We start from the raw sequence: 22,079 nt of genomic DNA, 5'->3' as shown, positions 1-22,079 counted from the left end.
ATGGCAGTGACAGGAAAGCCCTCGTCTGCCCGGCCGCGATGACGGGATGCGTCCCGCTATGGGGGGTGCTGGGCCGTGGAGATGATCTGCCTCCCGAACACCCGCGCGTGCGAACCGCCCGCGTCCCGGCCTTCGATCCTCAGCCCCGGAGTGGTCACGTCTGTTCCTCCTGCACCGCCGCGATGCGGAAATGCATTCAATATCATATCAATATATCATTATTGATAGGATTTAATCTGCATACAGGGTTGCAGACGCGTGGCCTAGGTCCGGAATGTCGCAGCTTGGGGCATTCCCGCAGACGTGAAGGGGCGCCGAGAAAGGGTGTGCGTTCTGCGGAGGCGAAGCATCTTCAGGACACGCGAGGCCACTTGAGGCTCATGGGTCGGGTTTCGCGTCTCTGCCGTGAACCTCGCGTGGCTGGGCGGTCGTGGTGAGGCTGATGGAAGGGCTCGCCACCCTCGTCATCGCCCGTCGGCTCTCCTCCATGCGCACGCTCAACTGGCGTTTGGTCTGTAACCACGGCCGCATCGCCGGGCATGATGTCTGCTCACGCCAAGAGCAGACCCTGCGCAATGGGCATCTGAATGTCCGCTTGGGGGCTGGAAACGAGTGGGCAACGGTGCTGCAAATGGTATCAAAAGCAGACGTTGATCGAATGGGCGGTGTGCGGTCAAAGCGCTTGGCGCGAAAAAAAGCCCGCGCACTTTGAACTTAAATGCTCAAATAAACTGACAGCCTCCGTGATCGCTAGATATAGAGGTTAGGAATTTCCTGTATGCCAAGAATGCCCGTCTCCACCGCCCGACGCCCCGTGCCCAAAAGCAATCTGCTTGATCCGCACTCGTTTCATCATCTGATTGGCGATCTGCGGCACGGTAAGATCGGGTCTCTGCCCGTGTCGTTGTTGTATTTCCAGCTGCTCAACTTCCTGAAAGCCGCAGAAAAGAATTTCAAGGCTGAGGTTGGCTCTATCCCGCGGCGCCTATTGGAAGATAACGAGCGGGTGGGAAGAGTGCTGACGCGCTGCGACATGCTGCCGATCGACGCTGATGTGGTTTTTTATTACGACGTAGAAACAAAAAGCACCGATATTCAATTCAAAGCGTATTTTGATAATCCGGGATTCGAGCGTCCGTTCGAGCAGCGACGCGTAGTGCTTCATATCATGGTCAAGGAGACGGATGGTCTGACACGAAATATCAGCGTACCTCTGCAGGCGCTGATGGTGGGATGGGGCGACGTCACTTTGGGCGCTCAAGGATACTGCCATTCAATCACTTTTCTCGACGAGGGCCGTTCATTAGAGCAGTGGTATTATGTTGGCATTACCACGAGGAACTGGCTTCAGCGTATGGAGGAACATTTTCAAGAAGTGCGATCTGGTAGCAATAAGAAATTCCACGTGGCCTGGCGTTCTTATGTAGGAAATGCCAAAGTAATTTTATGTTCTGAGCTAGTTGTTCTGAATCATACATACAAAGGTATCATGGATTGGGAGGAGGAGCAGGTCGACATGCACATGGTCGCCGGTAATTCGCTCAATATGATTCCCGGCGGATTCAAAGGTCTCCGCTTCCTTCACGAACACCGCCTCACATCGCGTGTCGAAGTTACGCTAGAAGAGCGCGATGCCGCTATCGCCGAATATGCGAAAGCTAAATATCGGGCCAGCGGCGGCAGGGTCGCAGGTGTACCAAACTTGCTGTTGTCCAAGCTTTGGCTGGATGATGATTTCTACTTAAAGGTTCTTGCTGGCCGCAGTGATGTTCTGACGCCCGCTCAGGTCGTATGTATCCGTCAGCTCGCCGCTGAAGGGAAAGCTGTGAGTCAGATCGCCAGCATCGTCCAGGCCCGGAACGTCGAACAAGTTAAGCGTGTACTGGCGGGGAAGACGTACAAGCGAATTTGATGAGCGGCATCTGTTTATGGGATGGGTAATCTGTGAGGTATAAACCGAACAAGATGCGTTGAAACTTTATTTCTGCTTGCGGTGGCGGCTCTTATTACCCATTACGACAAAACTACGCGTAGAGTATCGCTTAAGCGCAGTAGTGAGGCCGCTATGTGGCATGTCCGGCCAGCGCCTCCACCCGCCCACAAAAAAAGCCCCGGCCGGTCACCCGTCCGGGGCTTTTTCATTCCGTCGCGCCCTGCCTCAGGCAAACCGCCCATGGCAGTGTTTGAACTTCTTGCCGGAGCCGCAGGGGCAGGGTTCGTTGCGGCCCACCTTGCCCCAGGTGGAGGGGTCGTTGGGGTCGCGGTCGGCGGCGGGGACTTCGGTGGCCAGCGCCAGTTCCGGGCGGGCGCTGAGGGCGGCGCTGGCGGAGGCCAGTTCGTCCTCGCCCGTGGAGGCGTCGATGTGGTGCGCTTCCATGGGCGGCAGCTCGGTGGGCTGCGGGGTCGAGACGATCTCCACCCGCATGAGCTGGGCGGTGACGATCTCCCGCAGGCGACCGAGCATGGCCGAGAAGAGCTGGAAGGCCTCGGACTTGTATTCCTGCAGCGGATCGCGCTGGCCGTAGCCGCGCAGGCCGATGACCTGACGCAGATGGTCCAGCATGGCGATGTGCTCGCGCCAGAGGTGATCCAGCGTCTGGAGCAGGATCGACTTCTCCACATAGCGCATCAGCTCGGGGCCATATTGCGCACTCTTGGAGGCCATCCACTCGTCGGCCTTCTGGATGATGCGCTCGGTGACTTCCGGGCCGGCGATGCCTTCCTCCTTGGCCCAGTCCTCTATCGGAAGGGCGAGGGTGAGCACATCGCGCACGGCGAAGTCGAGGCCCTTCACATCCCACTGCTCGGGATAGGAATTGACCGGAATGTATTTGGCCACGAGATCGGTGATGACGTCGTGGCGCATGTCCACCACGGTCTCGGCCACGTCCTCGTCATTCATCAGCTCGAGCCGCTGCTCGAACACCACCTTGCGCTGGTCGTTGAGAACGTCGTCATACTTGAGCACGTTCTTGCGCATGTCGTAATTGCGCGCCTCGACCTTCTGCTGCGCCTTCTCCAGCGCCCGGTTGATCCAGGGGTGGATGATGGCCTCGCCCTCCTGCAGGCCGAGGCGCTTCAGCATGCCCTCCAGCCGGTCGGAGCCGAAGATGCGCATGAGGTCGTCTTCCAGCGACAGGAAGAACTTGGAGTGGCCGGGGTCGCCCTGGCGGCCCGAGCGGCCGCGCAGCTGGTTGTCGATGCGCCGGCTCTCGTGGCGCTCGGTGCCGAGCACGAAGAGGCCGCCGGCGGCCAGCGCCTCCTGCTTGAGGGCGGCGATTTCCTCGCGGATCTTCGCTTCCGCCGCCTCGCGCTCGGGGCCGGCGGGCAGGTCGGCCAGCTCCTCGCTGATGCGCATCTCCGCATTGCCGCCGAGCTGGATGTCGGTGCCGCGGCCGGCCATGTTGGTGGCGATCGTCACCGCGCCCGGCACGCCGGCCTGCGCGACGATGAAGGCTTCCTGCTCGTGGTAGCGGGCGTTCAGCACCGCGAAGCTCCTGCCGTCCGAGCTGCCGGTGAAGGCGGCGCGGTCGGAAAAGTCCTTCTGGCGCATGCCGGCCTGCTTCAGCCGCTCGGCCAGAAGCTCGGACTTCTCGATGGAGGTCGTGCCCACCAGCACCGGCTGCTTGCGCGCGGCGCACTCCTGGATGAGCTTGACGATGGCGTCGAACTTCTCGCGGTTGGTGCGATAGACCTCGTCGTCGTCGTCGATGCGCTGGACCTTGCGATTGGTGGGGATTTCCACCACGTCCAGCTTGTAGATGTCGGCGAACTCGGCCGCCTCGGTGGCAGCCGTGCCGGTCATGCCGCCAAGCCGCTCATAGAGGCGGAAGTAGTTCTGGAAGGTGATGGAGGCGAGCGTCTGGTTCTCCGGCTGGACGGTGACCCGTTCCTTGGCCTCCAGCGCCTGATGCAGGCCTTCGGAATAGCGGCGCCCCGGCATCATGCGGCCGGTGAACTCGTCGATGATCACCACTTCGTCGTTGCGCACGATGTAGTCCTTGTCCCGCTGGAACAGGGAGTGTGCGCGCAGCGCCTGATTGACGTGGTGAACGATGGAGACGTTCTCGATGTCGTAGAGCGAACCGGACTTCAGCAGCTCCGCCTCGGTCAGCATCTGCTCCATCTTCTCCATGCCGGCTTCGGTCATGGCGACGGAGCGCTGCTTCTCGTCCACCTCATAGTCGCCCTTGGAGAGGCGCGGGATGAACTTGTCGATGGTGTTGTAGAAGTCCGAGCGGTCGTCGAGCGGGCCGGAGATGATGAGCGGCGTGCGCGCCTCGTCGATGAGGATTGAGTCCACCTCGTCCACGATGGCGAAATAGTGCGGGCGCTGCACCATCTGGGCGCGCTCGTATTTCATGTTGTCGCGCAGGTAGTCGAAGCCCAGCTCGTTGTTCGTCGCGTAGGTCACGTCGCAGGCGTAGGCCGCGCGGCGCTGGTCGTCGTCGAGGCCGTGGACGATGATGCCGGTGGTGAGGCCGAGGAAGCCGTACACCTTCGCCATCCATTCCGCGTCGCGTCGGGCGAGGTAGTCGTTCACGGTGACGACGTGGACGCCCTTGCCGGCGAGCGCGTTGAGGTAGACGGGCAGTGTGGCGACCAGGGTCTTGCCCTCGCCGGTGCGCATCTCGGCGATGCCGGCATCGTGCAGCACCATGCCGCCGATGAGCTGCACGTCGAAGTGGCGCATGCCCATCACGCGCTTGGCCGCCTCGCGCACCGTGGCGAAGGCGGGGACGAGCAGGTCGTCCAGCGTCTTGCCCTCGGCCAGCTGCTGGCGGAACATGACGGTGCGTTCGCGGAGCTGCTCGTCGGTGAGCGTCTCCAGTTCCGGTTCCAGCTTGTTGATGGCTTCCACGCTGGGCCGATAGCCGCGGACCCGCCGATCGTTCGCGGAGCCGAAAATCTTGCGGGCAAGTCCACCGAGCATTGTGCGTCTCTATCCGTGCCGTCTTCACGTCAGCGGAAGGGCGGAGACGGCCGCCGGACCCTCCGGGAGATGGCGCCCTCATCGACGCACAATGGGGCGCCAGCAAGTCCGCTGCGTTTCGGCGCCGGGCTGCGGCGATTAGGCCACACCCCGGCCGAAAAACGCCGCTGCGAACCGCCTGACGCGCCGCGGGGAGACTTATGAACGGGTCGGCGGCTTGTCAATGCGAGCGGCCGGAAAATACGGCGCGGCGGCACTTTGTGACCGGGGCCCGCGAGCGTGAGCGGGGCAGGGGCCGGATCCGGGCAGCTTTTCGCCAGGGAGGGGTGTCGTCAGGGCGTTACTCTGGTATGGCGGTCTCATGGACAGGTCCGGGGGCGCTGCTTACACTCGCGCCGGGTGAAGGTCGGGGGTCGATTATGACGGTTTGGGCGTGGGTTGCTGGCGCGCGCGGTGCGGCGTTCGAGGGGCGGTCCGTCAAGGTCGTGGCGCCGGCTCTGGCGGCGCTGGCGCTGGCCGGCTGCAATGAGCAGAATACCTATGTCGCCCCGCCGCCGCCCACCGTCACGGTCGCCCCGGCGCCCGAGCAGTCGGTGGTGCGCTATCTGGAGCTGACCGGCAACACGGCCTCCATCAATACGGTGGACCTGAACGCCCGCGTGCAGGGCTTCCTCACCAGCATCAACTACAAGGACGGCGCGATGGCGAAGAAGGGCGACCTGCTCTTCGTCATCGAACAGGACCAGTACAAGGCCGACGTGGCGCAGGCCCAGGCGACGCTCGCCGCCAAGCAGGCCGCCCAGGTGCAGGCGGAAGCCGAGTTCAACCGGCAGAACCAGCTCGCCAAGCAGGACTTCGCCTCGCAGGCCACCCTCGACCAGGCGCGCGCCAAGCGCGACGGCGCCGTGGCGGACGTTCAGAACGCGCAGGCCAGCCTCGACCTCGCCAAGATCAACCTCGGCTATACGGAGGTGCGCGCGCCCTTCGACGGCGTCGTGACCGCCCACCTTCAGGATGTCGGCGCTCTGGTCGGCTACGGCAGCCCCACCAAGCTCGCCACCATCGTCGAGATCAACCCCATCTACGTCTGGTTCTCGCTCTCGGAGACGCAGGTCCTGCGCATCAAGGACGCCCTGGCCCAGCAGGGCAAGACCCTGCGCAGCATCGAGGGGCAGCTTGCCGACATTCCGGTGGAGATCGGCCTTCAGACCGAGCAGGGCTATCCCCACGTTGGCCACCTCGACTATGTGGCCCCGCAGGTGGACGCCAATACCGGCACGCTCACCGTGCGCGGCATCTTCGACAACAAGGATCTCTCCCTGCTGACGGGTCTCTTCGCCCGCGTCCGCCTGCCGCTCGGCGCCTCGACCGACATGGTTCTGGTGGCGGACGCCGCCATCGGCACCAACCAGAGCGGCAGCTATGTGCTGACCGTCGGGTCCGACGGCATCGTGAAGCAGCAGACCGTGCAGCTCGGCCAGATGCAGGCGGAAGGCCTGCGCGCCATCACCTCGGGCCTCGCCAAGGGTGACCAGGTGGTGGTGAACGGCCTCCAGCGCGCCGTCCCCGGCTCGAAGGTCACGGTCGAGAAGGGGCAGATGGTGAACGAGAGCGCCAAGCCCAAGCCGCCGATCGATCCGTCCAAGCCTGCGCCCAAGAACTGACCTCCGGTCCCTCGAACACAGGCAGCGACCATGATTTCGCGCTTTTTTATCGAGCGGCCGGTTCTCGCGAACGTCCTGGCGCTCTTTTTCGTCCTGATCGGCGCGGTGTGCGTGTTGCGCCTGCCCGTGGCCCAGTATCCCAACATCGTCCCGCCCACGGTGACGGTGTCGGTGAACTATCCCGGCGCCAGCGCCAAGACCCTCGTGGATACGGTCGCCCTGCCCATCGAGCAGCAGGTGAACGGCGTAGAGGGCATGCTCTACATGCAGTCCTGGTCGGCCAGCGACGGCACCTACACGCTGGTCGTGACCTTCGCCATCGGCACCGATCCGAACATGGCGCAGGTGCTGGTGCAGAACCGCGTGTCCATCGCGCTCGCCTCGCTCCCCCAGTCGGTGCAGCAGCAGGGCGTGACCGTGCTGCAGAAGGGCACGTCCATCCTCGAGTTCGTGGCGCTGACCTCGCCCACGGGCCAGTATGACGGCCTCTATCTCTCCAACTACGCCATCATCAACATCCAGAACGAGCTGGCCCGCCTGCCGGGCGTCGGCAACGTGGTGGTGTTCGGTGCCGGCGAATACGCCATGCGCGTGTGGCTCGATCCGGACCACCTCCAGGCCTATGGCCTGACGCCTTCGGACGTCATCAACGCCATCCAGGGCCAGAGCCAGGAAGTGACCGCCGGCCAGACGGGCATGCCGCCCGCGCCGAACGGCACCAGCTTCCAGTACACGGTGAACATCAAGGGCCGGCTCAATGACGTGCCGGACTATGAGAACATCATCGTCAAGGTGAACAACGACAACGGCGGACAGATCGTGCGCGTGCGCGATGTCGGCCGGGTGGAGCTCGGCGCGCAGAGCTACAGCAAGACCTTCACCCTCGACAACAAGCCGGCCACCGGCATCGCCATCTTCCAGCTGCCCAGCGCCAACGCCCTCGACGTGGCGAAGAGCGTGAAGGCGAAGATGGAGGATCTGAAGACGAGCTTCCCGCAGGGTGTCGCCTACGAGATCCCCTTCGACACCACGCTCTTCGTTACCGCCTCCATCGACGAGGTCTACAAGACCCTTTACGAGGCCGGCATCCTCGTGCTGGTCGTCATCATCGTCTTCCTGCAGGACTGGCGCGCGACGCTGGTCCCGGCCACGACGGTGCCCGTCACCATCATCGGTGCCTTCGCCGCCATGGCGGCCATGGGCTTCACCATCAACCTCTCCACCTTGTTCGCGCTCATCCTCGCCATCGGCATCGTGGTGGACGACGCCATCGTGATCGTGGAGGGCGTGGCGCGACACATCGAGGAGGGCATGCCGGGGCGGCCCGCGGCCGAAAAGGCCATGGACGAACTGTTCGGCCCGGTCATCGGCATCACCCTCGTCTTGATGTCGGTGTTCCTTCCGGCCTCGTTCATTCCCGGCCTCACGGGGCAGATGTTCAAGCAGTTCGCGCTGGTCATCGCCGCCACCGCGCTCATCTCGGCCATCAACGCCGCCACGCTGAAGCCCACCCAGTGCGCCCTGTGGCTGCGGCCGCCGACCCCGCCGGAGAAGCGCAACGCCTTCTACCGCGGCTTCAACGCCGTCTATAACAAGTGCGAGCACTGGTACGCGGGCCTCATCAGCCGCATGGTGCACCACTCGGCCCTGATGGTGGTGGGCGCGCTCATCCTCATCGGCGTCGCCGGCTACGGCATCACCCGCGTGCCGACCGCCTTCCTCCCCATCGAGGACCAGGGCTATTTCGTCATCTCGGTGCAACTGCCGGACGGCGCCTCCACGGAGCGCACGACGAAGGTGGTCGCGAACGCTTCCGAGATTGCCCAGAAGATCCCCGGCGTCGCCAATGTGATCGCCATCACCGGCATCTCGGTGCTGGACAACAATTCGTCCCTCAGCAACGCGGGCGTGCTCTACGTCACGCTCGACCCGTGGGGCGCCCGCGAGAAGCAGAAGGGAGAGGACCTGCTCTCGCTCTACGAGCGCTTCAACAAGGACATGAGCCAGATCCAGGAGGCCTCGGTCCTCGTGCTGGTGCCGCCGGCCATCCAGGGCATCGGCAACGCGGCCGGCTTCACCATGCAGCCGCTGATCCGCAACGGCAATTTCGACTACCAGCTGCTCTACAACGCCACGCAGGCCATCCTCGAGAAGGCCAACGGCCAGACCGCCCTCAGCCATGTCGGCTCGTCCTTCCGGGTGGGCTCGCCGCAGCTTGAGGTCGAGGTCAACCGCATCAAGGCCGAGACCCTCGGCATCACGGTGAAGCAGGTCTTCAACACCATCTCGAGCTATGTGGGCTCGACCTACGTCACGCAGATCAACAAGTTCGGCAACGTCTTCCAGGTCTATGCCCAGGCGGACGCCAAGTTCCGCGTGCGGCCCGAGGATCTCGGCAACCTCAAGGTGAAGGCGGGCAACGGGACCATGGTTCCGATCGGCACCCTCATCGACATCCGGGTGCTGCCGGGCGCGCCGCTGATCTCGCTCTACAATGTCTATCCGACCGCAACCGTGGTCGGAACCAACGCCCGCGGCTTCTCCTCGGGCCAGGCGCTGGACATCATGGAGCAGATCGCCAAGGCCACCCTGCCTCAGGGTATGGGCTTCGAATGGACGGCCATGTCCTACCAGGAGAAGCAGGTCGGCTCGCAGATGTACTTCGTCTTCGGCCTCGCCATCCTGCTGGTCTACATGGTGCTCGCGGGCCAGTATGAGAGCTGGATCCAGCCGCTCTCGGTCATCCTCGCGGTGCCGCTGGCGCTGCTCGGCACCGTGGGCGCACTTCTGGGGCTCGGGGTTGCGAACAACCTCTACACCCAGATCGGCCTCGTGCTGCTGATCGCGCTTGCCTCCAAGAACGCCATCCTCATCGTCGAATACGCCCGCGAGAAGCGGGCGGAGGGGATGGACATCATGGATGCGGCCGTGGAGGCGGCGCGGCTGCGGTTCCGCCCCATCCTCATGACCTCGTTCGCCTTCATCCTCGGCGTGCTGCCGCTGGTATTCGCCACCGGCGCCGGCGCCAACTCGCGCAAATCCATCGGCATCGCCGTGGTCTCGGGCATGCTGGCGTCCACCTGCCTTGCGGTGCTGTTCGTGCCGTCCTTCTACACGGTGCTCCAGCGCTTCGAGGAGAAGTTCCTCAAGAAGGCGCCGCCGGCCCACGGGGGCGCCGGCCACGGGGCCCCGCCGCCGGACGGGGACAAGGGCCCCGAGGGCGCCTCCCACGTTTCAGCCTGATCCTGCCGCGACACCGGGCCCTGCCCGGTGTCGTTTCGTTTACATCCCCGATTCATAGACTGCGGCCGTCGGTGCCGCGCAAAGCGGCACCCGCCGCCGCAAAGTCGCGCTTTACGGTTGCAACCCCTTGTCTAACTTAAGGGCGCCGTTGCCCGCCGACCTTGGTGATCCCTGATGTCCATCCTTGCCAGCCTGCATCACGTTACCAGTTACAAATATGATCGGCCGGTATCGCTGGGGCCCCAGATCATCCGCCTGCGGCCGGCACCGCACACCCGGACCACCGTTCCGGCCTATGCGCTGAAGATCGAGCCCAAGACTCACTTCCTCAACTGGCAGCAGGATCCCTTCGGCAACTGGCAGGCGCGCCTCGTCTTCCCTGAGAAGGCGACGGAATTCCGCATCGAGGTGGACCTCCTCGCCGACCTCGCCGTGGTCAATCCGTTCGACTTCTTTATCGAGGAGTATGCCGAACACATCCCCTTCACCTACGCGCCCGAGGTGAAGTCGGAGCTGACGCCCTATCTTGAACTGGAGGACGGCGGCCCGCTGCTCGATGCCTTCGTCGCCAGCATCCCGCTCGAGAAGCGCCGCGCGGTGGACTTCCTCGTGGAGCTCAACCAGCGCATCCAGAAGGATGTGGGCTATATCATCCGCCTCGAGCCCGGCGTGCAGACGCCCGACGAGACGCTGGCGAGCGGCAAGGGTTCCTGCCGCGATTCGGGCTGGCTGCTGGTGCAGGTGCTCCGCCGGCTCGGCCTCGCCGCCCGCTTCGTGTCCGGCTATCTCATCCAGCTCAAGCCCGACGTGAAGTCGCTCGACGGCCCCTCGGGCACGGATGTGGATTTCACCGACCTGCACGCCTGGGCCGAGGTCTATCTCCCCGGCGCCGGCTGGATCGGCCTTGATGCCACCTCCGGCCTGCTCTGCGGCGAAGGCCACATTCCGCTGGCCGCGACCCCCCACTATCGCTCCGCCGCGCCCATCACCGGCCTCGTCGAGAAGGCCGAGGTGACCTTCGAGTTCGACATGAAGGTGACCCGCGTCGCCGAGGCGCCGCGCGTCACGCTGCCCTTCTCGGACGAGAGCTGGGCGGCCCTCAATGCGCTGGGCGCCAAGGTGGACGCCGACCTCGAGGCGAACGACGTGCGCCTCACCATGGGCGGCGAGCCGACCTTCGTGTCCATCGACGACTACCAGTCGGCGGAATGGAACACCGCCGCCATGGGCCCGATGAAGCGGGTTCGGGCCGATGATCTCATCCGCCGCCTGCGCCATCGCTTCGCCAGCGGCGGCCTGCTGCATTATGCGCAGGGCAAGTGGTATCCCGGCGAGACGCTGCCGCGCTGGTCCTTCGGTCTGTTCTGGCGCAAGGACGGCAAGCCCATCTGGCACGATGATGCGCTGATCGCCGACGAGAACACCAATTACGGTGTCGGACCCGAACAGGCCGGGCGCTTCTCGCAGGCGCTGGCCGAGCGGCTCGGTCTCTCCGCCGATCATGCCCAGCCGGCCTATGAGGACATCGCCCACTACATTCTGAAGGAAGCGAACCTCCCCGAGAATCTCGAGCCCGGCGATCCGCGCATCGAGGACCCCTTCGCGCGCAACACCATGGCCCGCGCATTCGCGCAGGGCCTCGGCACGCCGGTGGGCTATGTCCTGCCGATCCAGCAGGTGTGGGGGCCGACCGGCAGCGGCTGGCTCAGCGAGCACTGGAAATTCCGGCGCGGCCATCTCTTCCTCGTGCCGGGCGACAGCCCCATCGGCTTCCGCCTGCCGCTGAGCTCGCTCGCCTACATCCCCCCGACCCTCTATCCGCACACGGTAGCCGCCGATCCGCTGGAGGTGCGCGATCCGCTGCCCGATCCCGACGAGATGGCCCAGGGCTATCGGCGCGACGGCAAGGACGGCCCCATCCCCGCCGCGGCGCGTGCGCGCCGCGTGGTGGAGAGCTATCTCGCCTCCACCCCAGCGGCCGGCCCCTTCTATGTGCGCACCGCGCTGGCGGTGGAGCCGCGGGACGGGCGCCTGTGCGTGTTCATGCCGCCGGTGGAAGCGCTGGAGGCCTATCTCGACCTCGTCACCGCCATCGAGGCGACGGCGGCCGAGCTGAACATGCCGGTGCATCTGGAGGGCTATCCGCCGCCTTTCGACTATCGCCTCAACGTCATTCAGGTGGCGCCCGATCCGGGTGTCATCGAGGTGAACATCCACCCCTCCGCCACCTGGCAGGGCTGCGTGGACGTGACGCGCGGTGTCTATGAGGAAGCGCGCCTCGCCCGCCTCGGCACCGAGAAGTTCATGATCGACGGCCGCCATTCAGGCACCGGCGGCGGTAACCATGTGGTGGTGGGCGGCCGCACGCCGGCGGACAGCCCCTTCCTGCGCCGGCCGGACCTCTTGAAGAGCCTGATCCTCTACTGGCAGCGCCACCCCTCGCTGTCCTATCTCTTCTCCGGCCTGTTCATCGGCCCGACCTCGCAGCACCCGCGCATCGACGAGGCCCGTCACGACAGCCTCTATGAGCTGGAGATCGCCCTCTCCAGATTCCCGATGCCGGGCACGGACTTGCCGCCGCCGCCCTGGCTGGTGGACCGGCTGCTGCGCAACATCCTCATGGATGTCACCGGCAACACCCACCGCACCGAAATCTCCATCGACAAACTCTATTCGCCGGACGGCCCGACGGGGCGTCTCGGTCTCGTGGAGTTCCGCTGCTTCGAGATGCCGCCGGACTGGCGCATGAGCCTTGCCCAGCAACTCCTGCTGCGCGCGCTCATCGCCTCCTTCTGGCGCAAGCCGCTCGACGGCGGCTGCGTGCGCTGGGGCACCAGCCTCAACGACCGCTTCATGCTGCCGCATTATTGCTGGTCCGACTTCCTCGACGTGCTGGATGACCTGAAGGGTGCCGGCTACGACTTCGATCCCGAGTGGTTCCGTGCCCAGTTCGAGTTCCGCTTCCCGGCCTTCGGCAAGGTGCAGCGGGCGGGCGTGGACATCGAGGTGCGCCAGGCGCTGGAGCCCTGGCACGTGCTGGGCGAGGAAGGGGCCATCGGCGGCACGGTGCGCTATGTGGATTCCTCGGTGGAGCGCGTGCAGGTGAAGGTGGAGGGCTTCGTGCCCGGCCGCTTCGTGCTCACCTGCAACGGCCGTCCCGTGCCGCTCACGCCCACGGGCCGCAACGGCACCTTCGTGGGCGGCGTGCGCTATAAGGCCTGGCAGCCGCCGGAGGGTCTGCACCCCACCATCCCGGTTCATACGCCGCTCCAGTTCGACCTCGTGGACACCTGGAACGGGCGGTCGCGGGGCGGCTGCGTCTATCACGTGGCGCATCCGGCGGGCCGCAATTACGAGACCTTCCCGGTCAATTCCTACGAGGCCGAGGCGCGGCGCCTCGCCCGCTTCGAGAACCACGGCCATACGCCGGGCACCATGGCCCATGTGCCGCTGGAGACGGCCCCGAATGAGTTCCCGACGACGCTCGACCTGCGCCGGCCGGCCTCGCTCTGAACCTGCGGGGCACGCGGGGGCGGCAAATGCCCGCTCCGTGGTCAGCGTGCCCTAGGGACAAGCGCCCGCCGCCGATGCGGCGGGCCGCATGCGTTGACTGGGAAAGCACGGGCCATGGCCCTGAATTTGCTTCCTCAGGTCGAGGGGAGACGTGTCCGCAATCTGGAATCTGTGTCCGCAGCAGCGAAGGCGGTGCATAAGCCGCCCCCTCTTGGACGGGACCGCAGGCAGAGCCGGCATTCAGGTTAAGCTCCCGTTTACCTCCGCAGCTTCAGGCAAGCGGAGGGGCGTCTAATGGCGGACCGCTCTCCCGATGGAGCGCGGCACGCGCAAGGGGAGGCGAGACGGCGTGTCCGGTGCGGAGACCCGCAGCATCGATTTCGAACAGGCGGCCGTCGAGAGCGTCCTCGGCGGTTACGAGACGTTGCCCGGTGTCCGCGACGAGATGATGGATGCGGACGGCCAGCCCCGTCCCCATTGGGTGCCCTTCCTCGCGGAACTCGCCGAACTCGGGCCGGAGGGCATCCGTCGCCGCTTCTCCGCCGCCGACCGCTATTTGCGCGAATCCGGCGTCTTCTATCGGGTCTATGACGATGCGGGCGGCAACGAGCGCCCCTGGTCGCTCAGCCACATCCCCCTGCTGCTGGAAAAGTCCGACTGGCAGGTGCTGGCCGAGGGCCTGATCGAGCGCGCCGAACTTCTCGAAGCCCTGCTGGCCGATCTCTATGGCCCCGGCGCCCTTGTGGCGGGCGGGGCGCTGCCTGCCGCGGCCGTTGCCGGCAGCCCGGAATTCCTGCGCCCGCTGGTGGGCGTTGCACCGCGTGGCGGGCGCTACCTGCGCTTCTATGCAGCGGACGTGGGCCGTGGCCCGGACGGGCGCTGGTGGGTGCTCTCGGACCGCACGCAGGCGCCGTCCGGCGTCGGCTATGCGCTGGAGAACAGGCTCGCGGTCACGCGCGCCCTGCCGGATGTCTCGCGCACCCTGCGCATGGAGCGCCTCGCTTCCTTCTTCCAGAATTTCCGGGCCTCGCTGCTGAAGCTCGACACCACGGGCGAAGGGCGCGTCGGCCTGCTCACCCCCGGATCGCTGAACGAGACCTATTTCGAGCACGCGCTGCTCGCCCGCTATCTCGGCTTCCTGCTCGTGGAAGGCGAGGACCTGACCGTGCGGGGCGACGCGGTGAACGTGCGCACCGTCGCCGGTCTCAAGCGCATCGACGTGCTGCTGCGCCGGCTGGACGCGGATTTCGGCGATCCGCTGGAGCTGAATGCCCATTCACGGCTCGGTGTGCCCGGTCTTGTCCATGCGGTACGGCAGGGCGGCGTCGCGCTGGCCAATGCGCTCGGCTCCGGCCTCGTGGAGGCACCGGCGCTCATGGCCTTCCTGCCGACGCTGGCGCTGCAGGTGCTGGGGCGCCCTCTGGCGTTGCCGCACGTCGCCACATGGTGGTGCGGGCAGGCGGCCGAGCGCGCCGAGGTGTGCGAGCATCTGGACGATCTCGTTCTCACCTCCGCCTTCGGCAATGCCATCCCCGGCCTGCCGCGCCGCTTCTCCGCCGTGGGCGCCGATCTTACGGCGGCCGAACGCAAGCGGATCGAGACCATCATGGCCCTGCGCGGCGGGGATCTGGTGGCGCAGGACATCGCCCGCATCTCCACCATGCCCGTGTGGAGCGGCGACAAGCTGGTGCCGCGCCCCTTCACCTTGCGCGTCTTCCTCGCCGCGACAGATGACGGCTGGGTGGTCATGCCCGGCGGCTTCTGCCGCATCTCGGAGAGCCGCGATGCCCGCGCCTTCTCCATGCAGCGGGGCGATCGCTCTGCGGACGTCTGGGTGCTCTCCACGGAGGAAGTGTCCTCCGCGACCCTCATGCCCAGCCCGGAGAATGTGCGCATCCGCCGTTCCTCCGGCACGCTGCCGAGCCGGGCCGCGGATAATCTCTTCTGGCTGGGCCGCTATCTGGAGCGGGCGGAAGCTTCGCTGAGGCTGGTGCGGGCGCTGGTGGGGCGCCTGTCGGAAGTGGAATCCTCCTCCGGCCCGCTGGTGATGCGGCTCGTGAGCCTGCTGGCCACCTGGGGCGCGGTGCCCCGCGATCTCGCGCGCGGCACGCCGGCGCGCTACGGCCTCGCGGCGCTCACCCGCAACGATCTGCCGGGCTCGCTGCCGCAACTGGTGCGCAGTGCCCGCGCCTCGGCATCCGTCATCCGCGACCGCTTCTCGCCGGACGGCTGGCGGGCGCTGCTCGATCTGGAAGCCTGCATCGAGGCGCCGCTGACCGGCAATGTCTCCGAGGCGGACGCCTATGAGCGTGCGGACGCGGCCCTGCGCATCATCGCCGCCTTCTCGGGCCTCGCCAGCGAGAACATGAACCGTCTCGCCGGCTGGCGTTTCCTGGAGATCGGCCGGCGCATCGAGCGTTCCATTGCCCTGCTGCGCTTCGCCCGCACCTTCGCCGAGCCGGCGGCGCCGCGTGGCGCGCTGAACGTGCTGCTCCAACTCGCCGACAGCCAGATCACCTATCGCACGCGTTATGTGATGCTGGAGGCGCGGGGGCCGGTGCTCGATCTGGTGCTGCTGGACCCGGACAATCCCCGCTCGCTGATGTTCCAGATCCAGCGCATCGCCGATCACCTGCGGGTGCTGCCCGGCCGCGATCCCGACCTGCCGCCTTCGCTCGCCGAGCGCCTCGTGGGGCGCATCCTCTCTGACCTCATCGCCCATACGGCGGAGACCTTCGAGCTGAAGCATTTCGACGCCATGGAAGCCGACATGCTGAAACTCTCGGACGAGATCGGCGCCCATTACTTCATTCAGGGACCGGAAGAGGCCGTGTACTGGCCCGTGGCGACCTGATATCCCTTCCATCGCTGTCCGGCGCACCGGAGGGACACCGGGCGGAGCAGCTTGGCACGAGGCCGCGCGGGAGGCGGTTCTGATGCTCTACGACATCCGCCAGACCACCAGCTACAGCTATGCGGGCGTCGTGCGCGCGACCAAGCAGGTGCTGCGCATGTCGCCGGTGGACCGGCAGGGGCACCAGCACGTGATCGCCCATGTTCTGGACGTGACGCCGAAGCCCAGCGAACTGGAGCGCGGGCGCGATTTCTTTGGCAATGGCATCGCCTGGATGGTGGTGGATGCAGCCCACGACCGGCTCGACATCTCCACCCGCAGCCGCATCGAGGTGTCCGTGGCGCCGCTGCCCGAGGCGGAGACGACGCCCACCGTTGCCAGCATTCGGCTGGATGCCATGGCCAGCCAGGACCTCGGGCCCGCCTCGCCTGTGCATGGGCTTTATGCCAGCCGCAGCATTCCGCTTGAGCTCACCATCACCGAATGGGCGGCCACATCCTTCCCGGACGAGCGGCCGGTGCTCGCCGCGGCGCTGGAGCTGATGCACCGCATCCATGACGATTTCGCCTATCAGCCGGGCACCACAACGGTGACGACGCTCCCCGTGGAGGCTTTCGACGCCCGCAGCGGCGTGTGCCAGGACTTCGCCCATGTGATGATCGCCGGCCTGCGCGGGGCCGGTCTTCCGGCGCGCTACGTGTCCGGCTATCTGCGCACCATTCCGCCGGAGGGCCAGCCGCGCCTTGCGGGCGCGGATGCGACCCATGCCTGGGTCGAGGTGTGGTGCGGCGCGCGCATCGGCTGGATCGGCCTTGATCCCACCAACGCCATTCCGGCCGGCGAGGACCATGTGATCCTCGCCATCGGGCGCGACTATGCGGACGTGTCGCCGGTGGATGGCGTGGTGGTGTCCTCGGGCAATCAGATCCTTGCCGTGGGCGTGGACGTGATCCCCGTCGAGCGCCCGCAGGCGGACGCGCCGGCCTCCTGACAGGGCATCCGCGGTGCGCTGCGTGCCGGCGGCCGCTCGCATGTGCGAACGCGTGTCGATGTATATCCTGGGTTGTATTGCGGACCATCGTCCCGCTTGGGTTACCGTCGGCGCGAGGCCCTCCTGCAAGATGTGGCGGCGGGCGTGGCGGCGGGAATGCCCTGCCTTGAACGCATGGGCGGCGGAGGCCGGTGACCTGCGCGGTGCTCTCGCGCCTGTGAAATATAGTTCTCCCGCATCAACTCTGGGGCAGTGGCAGGGCCGTGCTCCCTGATCCACAATTGATCAATAAACGCGGCTGATCTTGCACCTGCGAACTTGGGCTTAACAGTTCCGCTGGCTCGCAGAAGTCAGGTATCTGATCGGTGTCGGAGCCTTAGGACCGGCGTGTACGGGTGCCTGCCCTCCTGGGGCGAAGCGCTCCAGAGATCGTATGCGACAGCCGCCGCATCGGCGCGACGGCACCTGAATTCGACACGACGTGACCCGAGGTACCCATGTTCGACTGTGCCGCGTTTGCGCGGCGCGGGTGGCCATTGCGCGCGCTGAAGGCCTCGTCTGTCTCGCCCATCGCCAGCAGCCGGGCTGGCGCAATGCCGGCCTGTGAACCGGCACAAAGAACCGGTCAGGATGGGAGGACCATAATGTCTGGAAACAGAGGCGTTGTTTATCTCGGGCCTGGTAAGGTCGAAGTCCAGAATATTCCCGATCCCAAGTTCGAGGCGCCCAACGGACGACGGATTGATCATGGCGTCATTTTGAAGGTGCTCACCACCAACATCTGCGGCTCCGATCAACATATGGTGCGCGGTCGCACCACCGCGGAGGCGGGGCTGGTGCTGGGCCATGAGATCACCGGCGAGGTGATCGAAAAGGGCGGCGACGTGGAAATGTTGCAGGTGGGGGACATCGTCTCGGTCCCGTTCAATGTGGCATGTGGGCGGTGCCGGACCTGCCGCTCGCAGGACACCGGGGTCTGCCTGACGGTCAATCCCTCGCGGGCCGGCGGTGCCTATGGCTATGTGGACATGGGCGGCTGGATCGGCGGCCAGGCCAAATATGTTCTCGTGCCCTATGCGGACTTCAACCTGCTGAAGCTGCCGGATCGCGACCGCACCATGGCCAAGATTCGCGACATCACCATGCTGTCCGACATCTTGCCCACCGGCTTCCATGGGGCCGTGCGCGCCGGCGTGAGCGTCGGGTCCACGGTCTATGTGGCCGGCGCCGGACCCGTCGGGCTGGCCGCTGCGGCCTCCGCCCGCATTCTGGGGGCGGCGGTGGTCATGGTGGGAGACTTCAACCCCGAGCGCCTCGCCCACGCCAAGAAGGTCGGCTTTGAGCCGGTGGATCTGACCAAAAGTGACCGTCTGGGCGATCTGATTGCGCAGATCATCGATACGGACGAAGTGGATGCCGCCATTGATGCGGTGGGCTTTGAGGCACGTGGCCATTCCGGTGGCGAGCAGCCGGCCTCCGTGCTGAACCAGATGATGGAGATCACCCGCGCCGCCGGCTCTGTTGGCATTCCGGGCCTCTATGTCACTGATGATCCCGGCGCGGTGGACCCCGCCGCGAAGCGGGGAAGCCTGTCCATGCGCTTCGGTCTCGGGTGGGCGAAGGCGCAGTCCTTCCACACCGGGCAGACGCCGGTGCTGCGCTATAATCGCCAGCTTCTGATGGCGATCCTGCATGACCGGCTGCCCATCGCCGACATCGTCAATGCCAAGGTGATCTCGCTGGAGGATGCCCCGCAGGGCTACGACACCTTCGACAAGGGCGCGGCCCAGAAGTTCGTGCTGGACCCATTCGGCCAGATTGCCGCCTGACAGACGATGACGGGCGCGCGGTGTTCGCGCGCCCGTTCTCTTTCGCGTGCCCCGAGGCGGGGCTCAGCGCCCCTTGCCCATCACCATGTCCGGCAGGCCGGTGGCGATCTGCGGGAAGAGGCAGAGCAGCACCACGGCCAGCATCATCAGCAGCACGAAGGGCACCGTGCCCCAGATGACATCCTTGAGCGGAATGTCGGGCGCGATGTTCTTGATGACGAAGATGTTGAGGCCCACGGGAGGATGGATGAGCCCCATCTCCATCACGATGGTCATCACCACGCCGAACCAGATGAGGTCGAACCCGGCCGCGCGCAGCGGCGGCAGGATGATGGGCGCGGTCATGAGGATGATGGAGACCGGCGGCAGGAAGAAGCCGAGCACCACCACCAGCAGCAGAATGGTGGCGAGCAGCAGCCATTTGGAGAGCTGCAATCCCACGATGGCCTGCGCGGCCGCCTGGCTGATATGCAGATAGCTCATCACATAGGAGTAGAGCAGGGACATGCCGATGATGAGCATCAGCATGGTGGATTCGCGAATGGTGGAGGTGAGGATGGGCGCAAGGTCCGCCGGCTTCCACACGCCATAGATGGCCGCGATCAGCCCGAGCGCCAGAATGCCGCCGAGGCCCGCCGTTTCGGAAGGAGTGGCATAGCCGCCATAGAGCGCGACCATGACGCCGGTGAGCAGGATCACGAACGGCAGCACGCGGGGCAGGGCCGCGAAGCGGTCGCGCATGGTGAGCTTGTCTTCGGCGAGGATCTCCGAATGCGCGCCCGTGCGCTCATAGGCGATCTTGGCGGCGGCATATTCCTGCCGGAAGCGGATCATGGCGTAGCCGGCGAACAGCACCACCAGCAGCAGGCCCGGGCCAAGGCCGGCGAGGAATAGCCGCCCCAGCGACTGCTCGGCCGCCACCGCATAGAGGATCATGGTAATGGAGGGCGGAAGCAGGATGCCGAGCGTGCCGCCTGCCGCAATGATGCCGGCGGCGAAGGCGCCCGAATAGCCGCGCTTGCGCATTTCCGGAATGCCCGCCGAGCCGATGGCCGAGCAGGTGGCGGGCGAGGAGCCGGCCATGGCCGCGAACAGCGCACAGGCAAACACATTGGCGATGCCGAGTCCGCCGGGCACCTTGTGCATCCAGGCGTGCAGGGCCGAATAGAGATCCTGTCCGGCGCGCGACTTGCCGATGGCGGCGCCCTTCAGGATGAACAGCGGAATGGAGAGGAGGGTGATGGAGGCCATCTCCTCATAGACATTCTGCGTCACCGTATCGAGGGAGGCGGAGGGCATGAAGCCGAACATGAACAGCACCGCCACCGCGCCGAGGGCGAAGGCGATGGGCATGCCGATGAACATGGTGGCGAGGGTCGCCCCGCCATACATGAGGCCGACGACGAGCGTGCTCATGAGCGGCGTCCTCCCGCCAGCGCGCAGATGAACTGCAGCGCGATCTGCACCGACAGCAGGCCCATGCCGAGCGTCATGACCGAATAGGGGATCCACATGGGCGGCGCCCAGGTGGAGGAGGAGACGTGCCCCTCCACCCACGCCTCGTGCAGCAGCACATAGGACTTCCAGGTGAAGAAGGCGCAGAAAGCGAAGCTCGCCAGATCCACGAGCAGCAGCCGCGCCTTGTTGACGGCGGGCGGCAGCAAGGCGGTGAGCGCCTCGATGGCCACGTGGCCGCGCCGGCCCTGTACGTAGGCGGCGGTCATGAAGGTGGCACCCACCAGCAGGAAGACGGAGGCCTCGTCCTGCCAGTAGGTGGGCGCGTGGAACAGCAGGCGGATGACGACGCTGTAGGAGAGGATGACGCTCGCCGCGATCAGCGCCACGGATGCGCCGATCAGGATGATGCGGTTGACGAAGGTGAGCGCTCCTTGCAGCACACCCAGAAGAGGGTGTGCCGCCTGCGCCGCGCTGAGTGCCCGCGCCTCCGGAGAGGCGCCGGCGCTTGGAAGCTCGAACCCGTGTGCGCTCATGCCTGCACCTCTTCGGCGAGCTTCAGCAGCTTCGCGGAGAGGGGCGTCTTGGCGGCATAATCCTTCCAGGCGGTGTCGCGGGCGATCACCTTCCACTTCTCTAGGACCGCGTCGTCGAGATCGTGGATCTTGGCGCCGGCCTTCTGGAACACCTCCACCACCTTGTGGTCGTCCTCCTGCGCGCCCTTGAGGCCGAAGGGCTCCATCTCCGCGCCGACCTTGAGGATCAGATCCTGCTGGTCCTTGGGCAGCTTCTCGAAGATGGCCTTGGACATGAGCAGCGGCTCAAGCATGAACCAGTAGGACTTGCCCTTGCCGGCGGCCAGGTTCTTGGAGAGTTCCTCCAGCCGGAAGGAGATGAGGCTGGTGGAGGAGGTGATGCCGGCGTCGCAGGCGCCGGTCTGCATCGCCACATAGAGTTCGTTGGACGGCAGGTTGAGCACCGCCGCGCCGGCCGCCTGGAGCATCAGGTCCATCTCGCGCGAGCCGCCGCGGATCTTCATGCCCTTGGCATCCTCGGGCGAGACCAGCGGCTTCTCGCGGCTGGCGGCACCGCCCGCCTGCCAGACCCAGGTGATGATCTTGACGCCCTTGCCTTCCAGATAGGCGTTGAACTCCTCGCCCACCGGCTTGGTCTTCCAGGCGAGACCCTGCGCGTAGGAGGAGACGAGGCACGGCATGAGGCCGATGTTGCACTCGGGGGCCTCGCCGCCGGCGTAGGAGATGGGGTAGAGCGAGAAGTCGAGGGCGCCTTTGCGCAGGGCCGAGAATTGGGAGTTCGTCTTCATCAGCGACGAACCGGGATAGATCTCGAACTTCAATTGGCCATTTGAGCGCTTCTCCACCTCGGCGGCGAAGCGGCGGACGAGGCGGTCGCGGAAATCGCCCTCGTCGCCGCTGGAGCTCGGGAACTGATGCGAGATCTTGAGCGTGGTCGCCGCATGGCCGAGGCGCGCGAAGCTGAGGACAGCGGGGGCGGCGAGGGCACCGGCGAGCACATGGCGGCGGGAAATGATGCGGGAAAAGGTCATGGCAGTCCTCCCTGGGGCATGCCGCGTGGC

12 protein-coding genes are annotated in these 22,079 nt (G+C 65.8%); 8 read left to right on the top strand and 4 right to left on the bottom strand.

Annotation, left to right across the window (positions count from 1 at the left end; all coding sequences use genetic code 11):
• The first annotated feature begins 442 nt into the window (after window positions 1–442).
• Both DFO45_RS15670 and DFO45_RS15665 read left to right on the top strand, forming a co-directional pair.
• Window positions 443–712 (top strand): hypothetical protein, encoded by a 270-nt coding sequence (locus DFO45_RS15670; RefSeq protein WP_133865604.1) that lies wholly within the window; start codon window positions 443–445, stop codon window positions 710–712.
• Between the two features lie 75 nt (window positions 713–787).
• Window positions 788–1,912: a hypothetical protein gene (locus DFO45_RS15665; RefSeq protein WP_133865603.1), complete on the top strand. Its 1,125-nt coding sequence runs from the start codon at window positions 788–790 to the stop codon at window positions 1,910–1,912.
• Window positions 1,913–2,158: 246 nt separating this feature from the next.
• Here DFO45_RS15665 and secA read toward each other — a convergent pair whose 3' ends face one another.
• A complete protein-coding gene (gene secA, locus DFO45_RS15660) occupies window positions 2,159–4,933 on the bottom strand; it encodes a preprotein translocase subunit SecA (protein ID WP_133865602.1) in 2,775 nt (924 codons plus the stop codon).
• A 419-nt stretch (window positions 4,934–5,352) separates the two neighbouring features.
• Between secA and DFO45_RS15655 the strand changes: the two genes are divergently transcribed.
• The 6 genes from DFO45_RS15655 to fdhA all read left to right on the top strand — a co-directional run bounded on the left by DFO45_RS15655 (window position 5,353) and on the right by fdhA (window position 19,027).
• Window positions 5,353–6,597 carry an efflux RND transporter periplasmic adaptor subunit gene (locus DFO45_RS15655; protein ID WP_133865601.1) on the top strand — a complete coding sequence of 415 codons (1,245 nt, stop codon included), beginning with the start codon at window positions 5,353–5,355 and terminating at the stop codon, window positions 6,595–6,597.
• A 30-nt stretch (window positions 6,598–6,627) separates the two neighbouring features.
• Entirely contained in the window at window positions 6,628–9,840 is a 3,213-nt protein-coding gene (locus DFO45_RS15650) for a multidrug efflux RND transporter permease subunit (RefSeq protein WP_133865600.1), read from the top strand.
• Between the two features lie 174 nt (window positions 9,841–10,014).
• Window positions 10,015–13,353 (top strand): transglutaminase family protein, encoded by a 3,339-nt coding sequence (locus tag DFO45_RS15645; RefSeq protein ID WP_133865599.1) that lies wholly within the window; start codon window positions 10,015–10,017, stop codon window positions 13,351–13,353.
• A gap of 349 nt (window positions 13,354–13,702) precedes the next feature.
• The gene (locus DFO45_RS15640) at window positions 13,703–16,207 is read left to right on the top strand and encodes a circularly permuted type 2 ATP-grasp protein (protein ID WP_245518118.1); all 2,505 of its coding nucleotides are present in this window, start codon (window positions 13,703–13,705) and stop codon (window positions 16,205–16,207) included.
• An 82-nt stretch (window positions 16,208–16,289) separates the two neighbouring features.
• Complete coding sequence (locus tag DFO45_RS15635) at window positions 16,290–17,198, top strand: transglutaminase family protein (protein WP_133865597.1); 909 nt, start codon at window positions 16,290–16,292, stop codon at window positions 17,196–17,198.
• Window positions 17,199–17,842: 644 nt separating this feature from the next.
• The gene (gene fdhA, locus DFO45_RS15630) at window positions 17,843–19,027 is read left to right on the top strand and encodes a formaldehyde dehydrogenase, glutathione-independent (protein ID WP_133865596.1); all 1,185 of its coding nucleotides are present in this window, start codon (window positions 17,843–17,845) and stop codon (window positions 19,025–19,027) included.
• Window positions 19,028–19,090: 63 nt separating this feature from the next.
• On the opposite strand, the gene DFO45_RS15625 is transcribed toward fdhA, so the two are convergent.
• The 3 genes from DFO45_RS15625 to dctP are packed head-to-tail and all read right to left on the bottom strand — an operon-like array spanning window position 19,091 to window position 22,034.
• The gene (locus tag DFO45_RS15625; protein ID WP_133865595.1) at window positions 19,091–20,443 is read right to left on the bottom strand and encodes a TRAP transporter large permease subunit; all 1,353 of its coding nucleotides are present in this window, start codon (window positions 20,441–20,443) and stop codon (window positions 19,091–19,093) included.
• Window positions 20,440–21,018 (bottom strand): TRAP transporter small permease, encoded by a 579-nt coding sequence (locus DFO45_RS15620; RefSeq protein ID WP_012171823.1) that lies wholly within the window; start codon window positions 21,016–21,018, stop codon window positions 20,440–20,442. Before DFO45_RS15620 ends, DFO45_RS15625 begins: the two co-directional genes overlap by 4 nt.
• On the bottom strand, window positions 21,015–22,034 hold the full coding sequence (gene dctP / locus DFO45_RS15615) for a TRAP transporter substrate-binding protein DctP (RefSeq protein WP_133865670.1): 1,020 nt from the start codon (window positions 22,032–22,034) through the stop codon (window positions 21,015–21,017). Before dctP ends, DFO45_RS15620 begins: the two co-directional genes overlap by 4 nt.
• Window positions 22,035–22,079: the final 45 nt, after the last annotated feature.

The organism is Azorhizobium sp. AG788 (genome assembly GCF_004364705.1).
In the GTDB taxonomy this organism is placed as follows: Bacteria; Pseudomonadota; Alphaproteobacteria; order Rhizobiales; family Xanthobacteraceae; genus Azorhizobium; species Azorhizobium caulinodans.
Note: the sequence above shows the minus strand (reverse complement) of the source record. Positions and strands in the feature narration are given on the sequence as shown.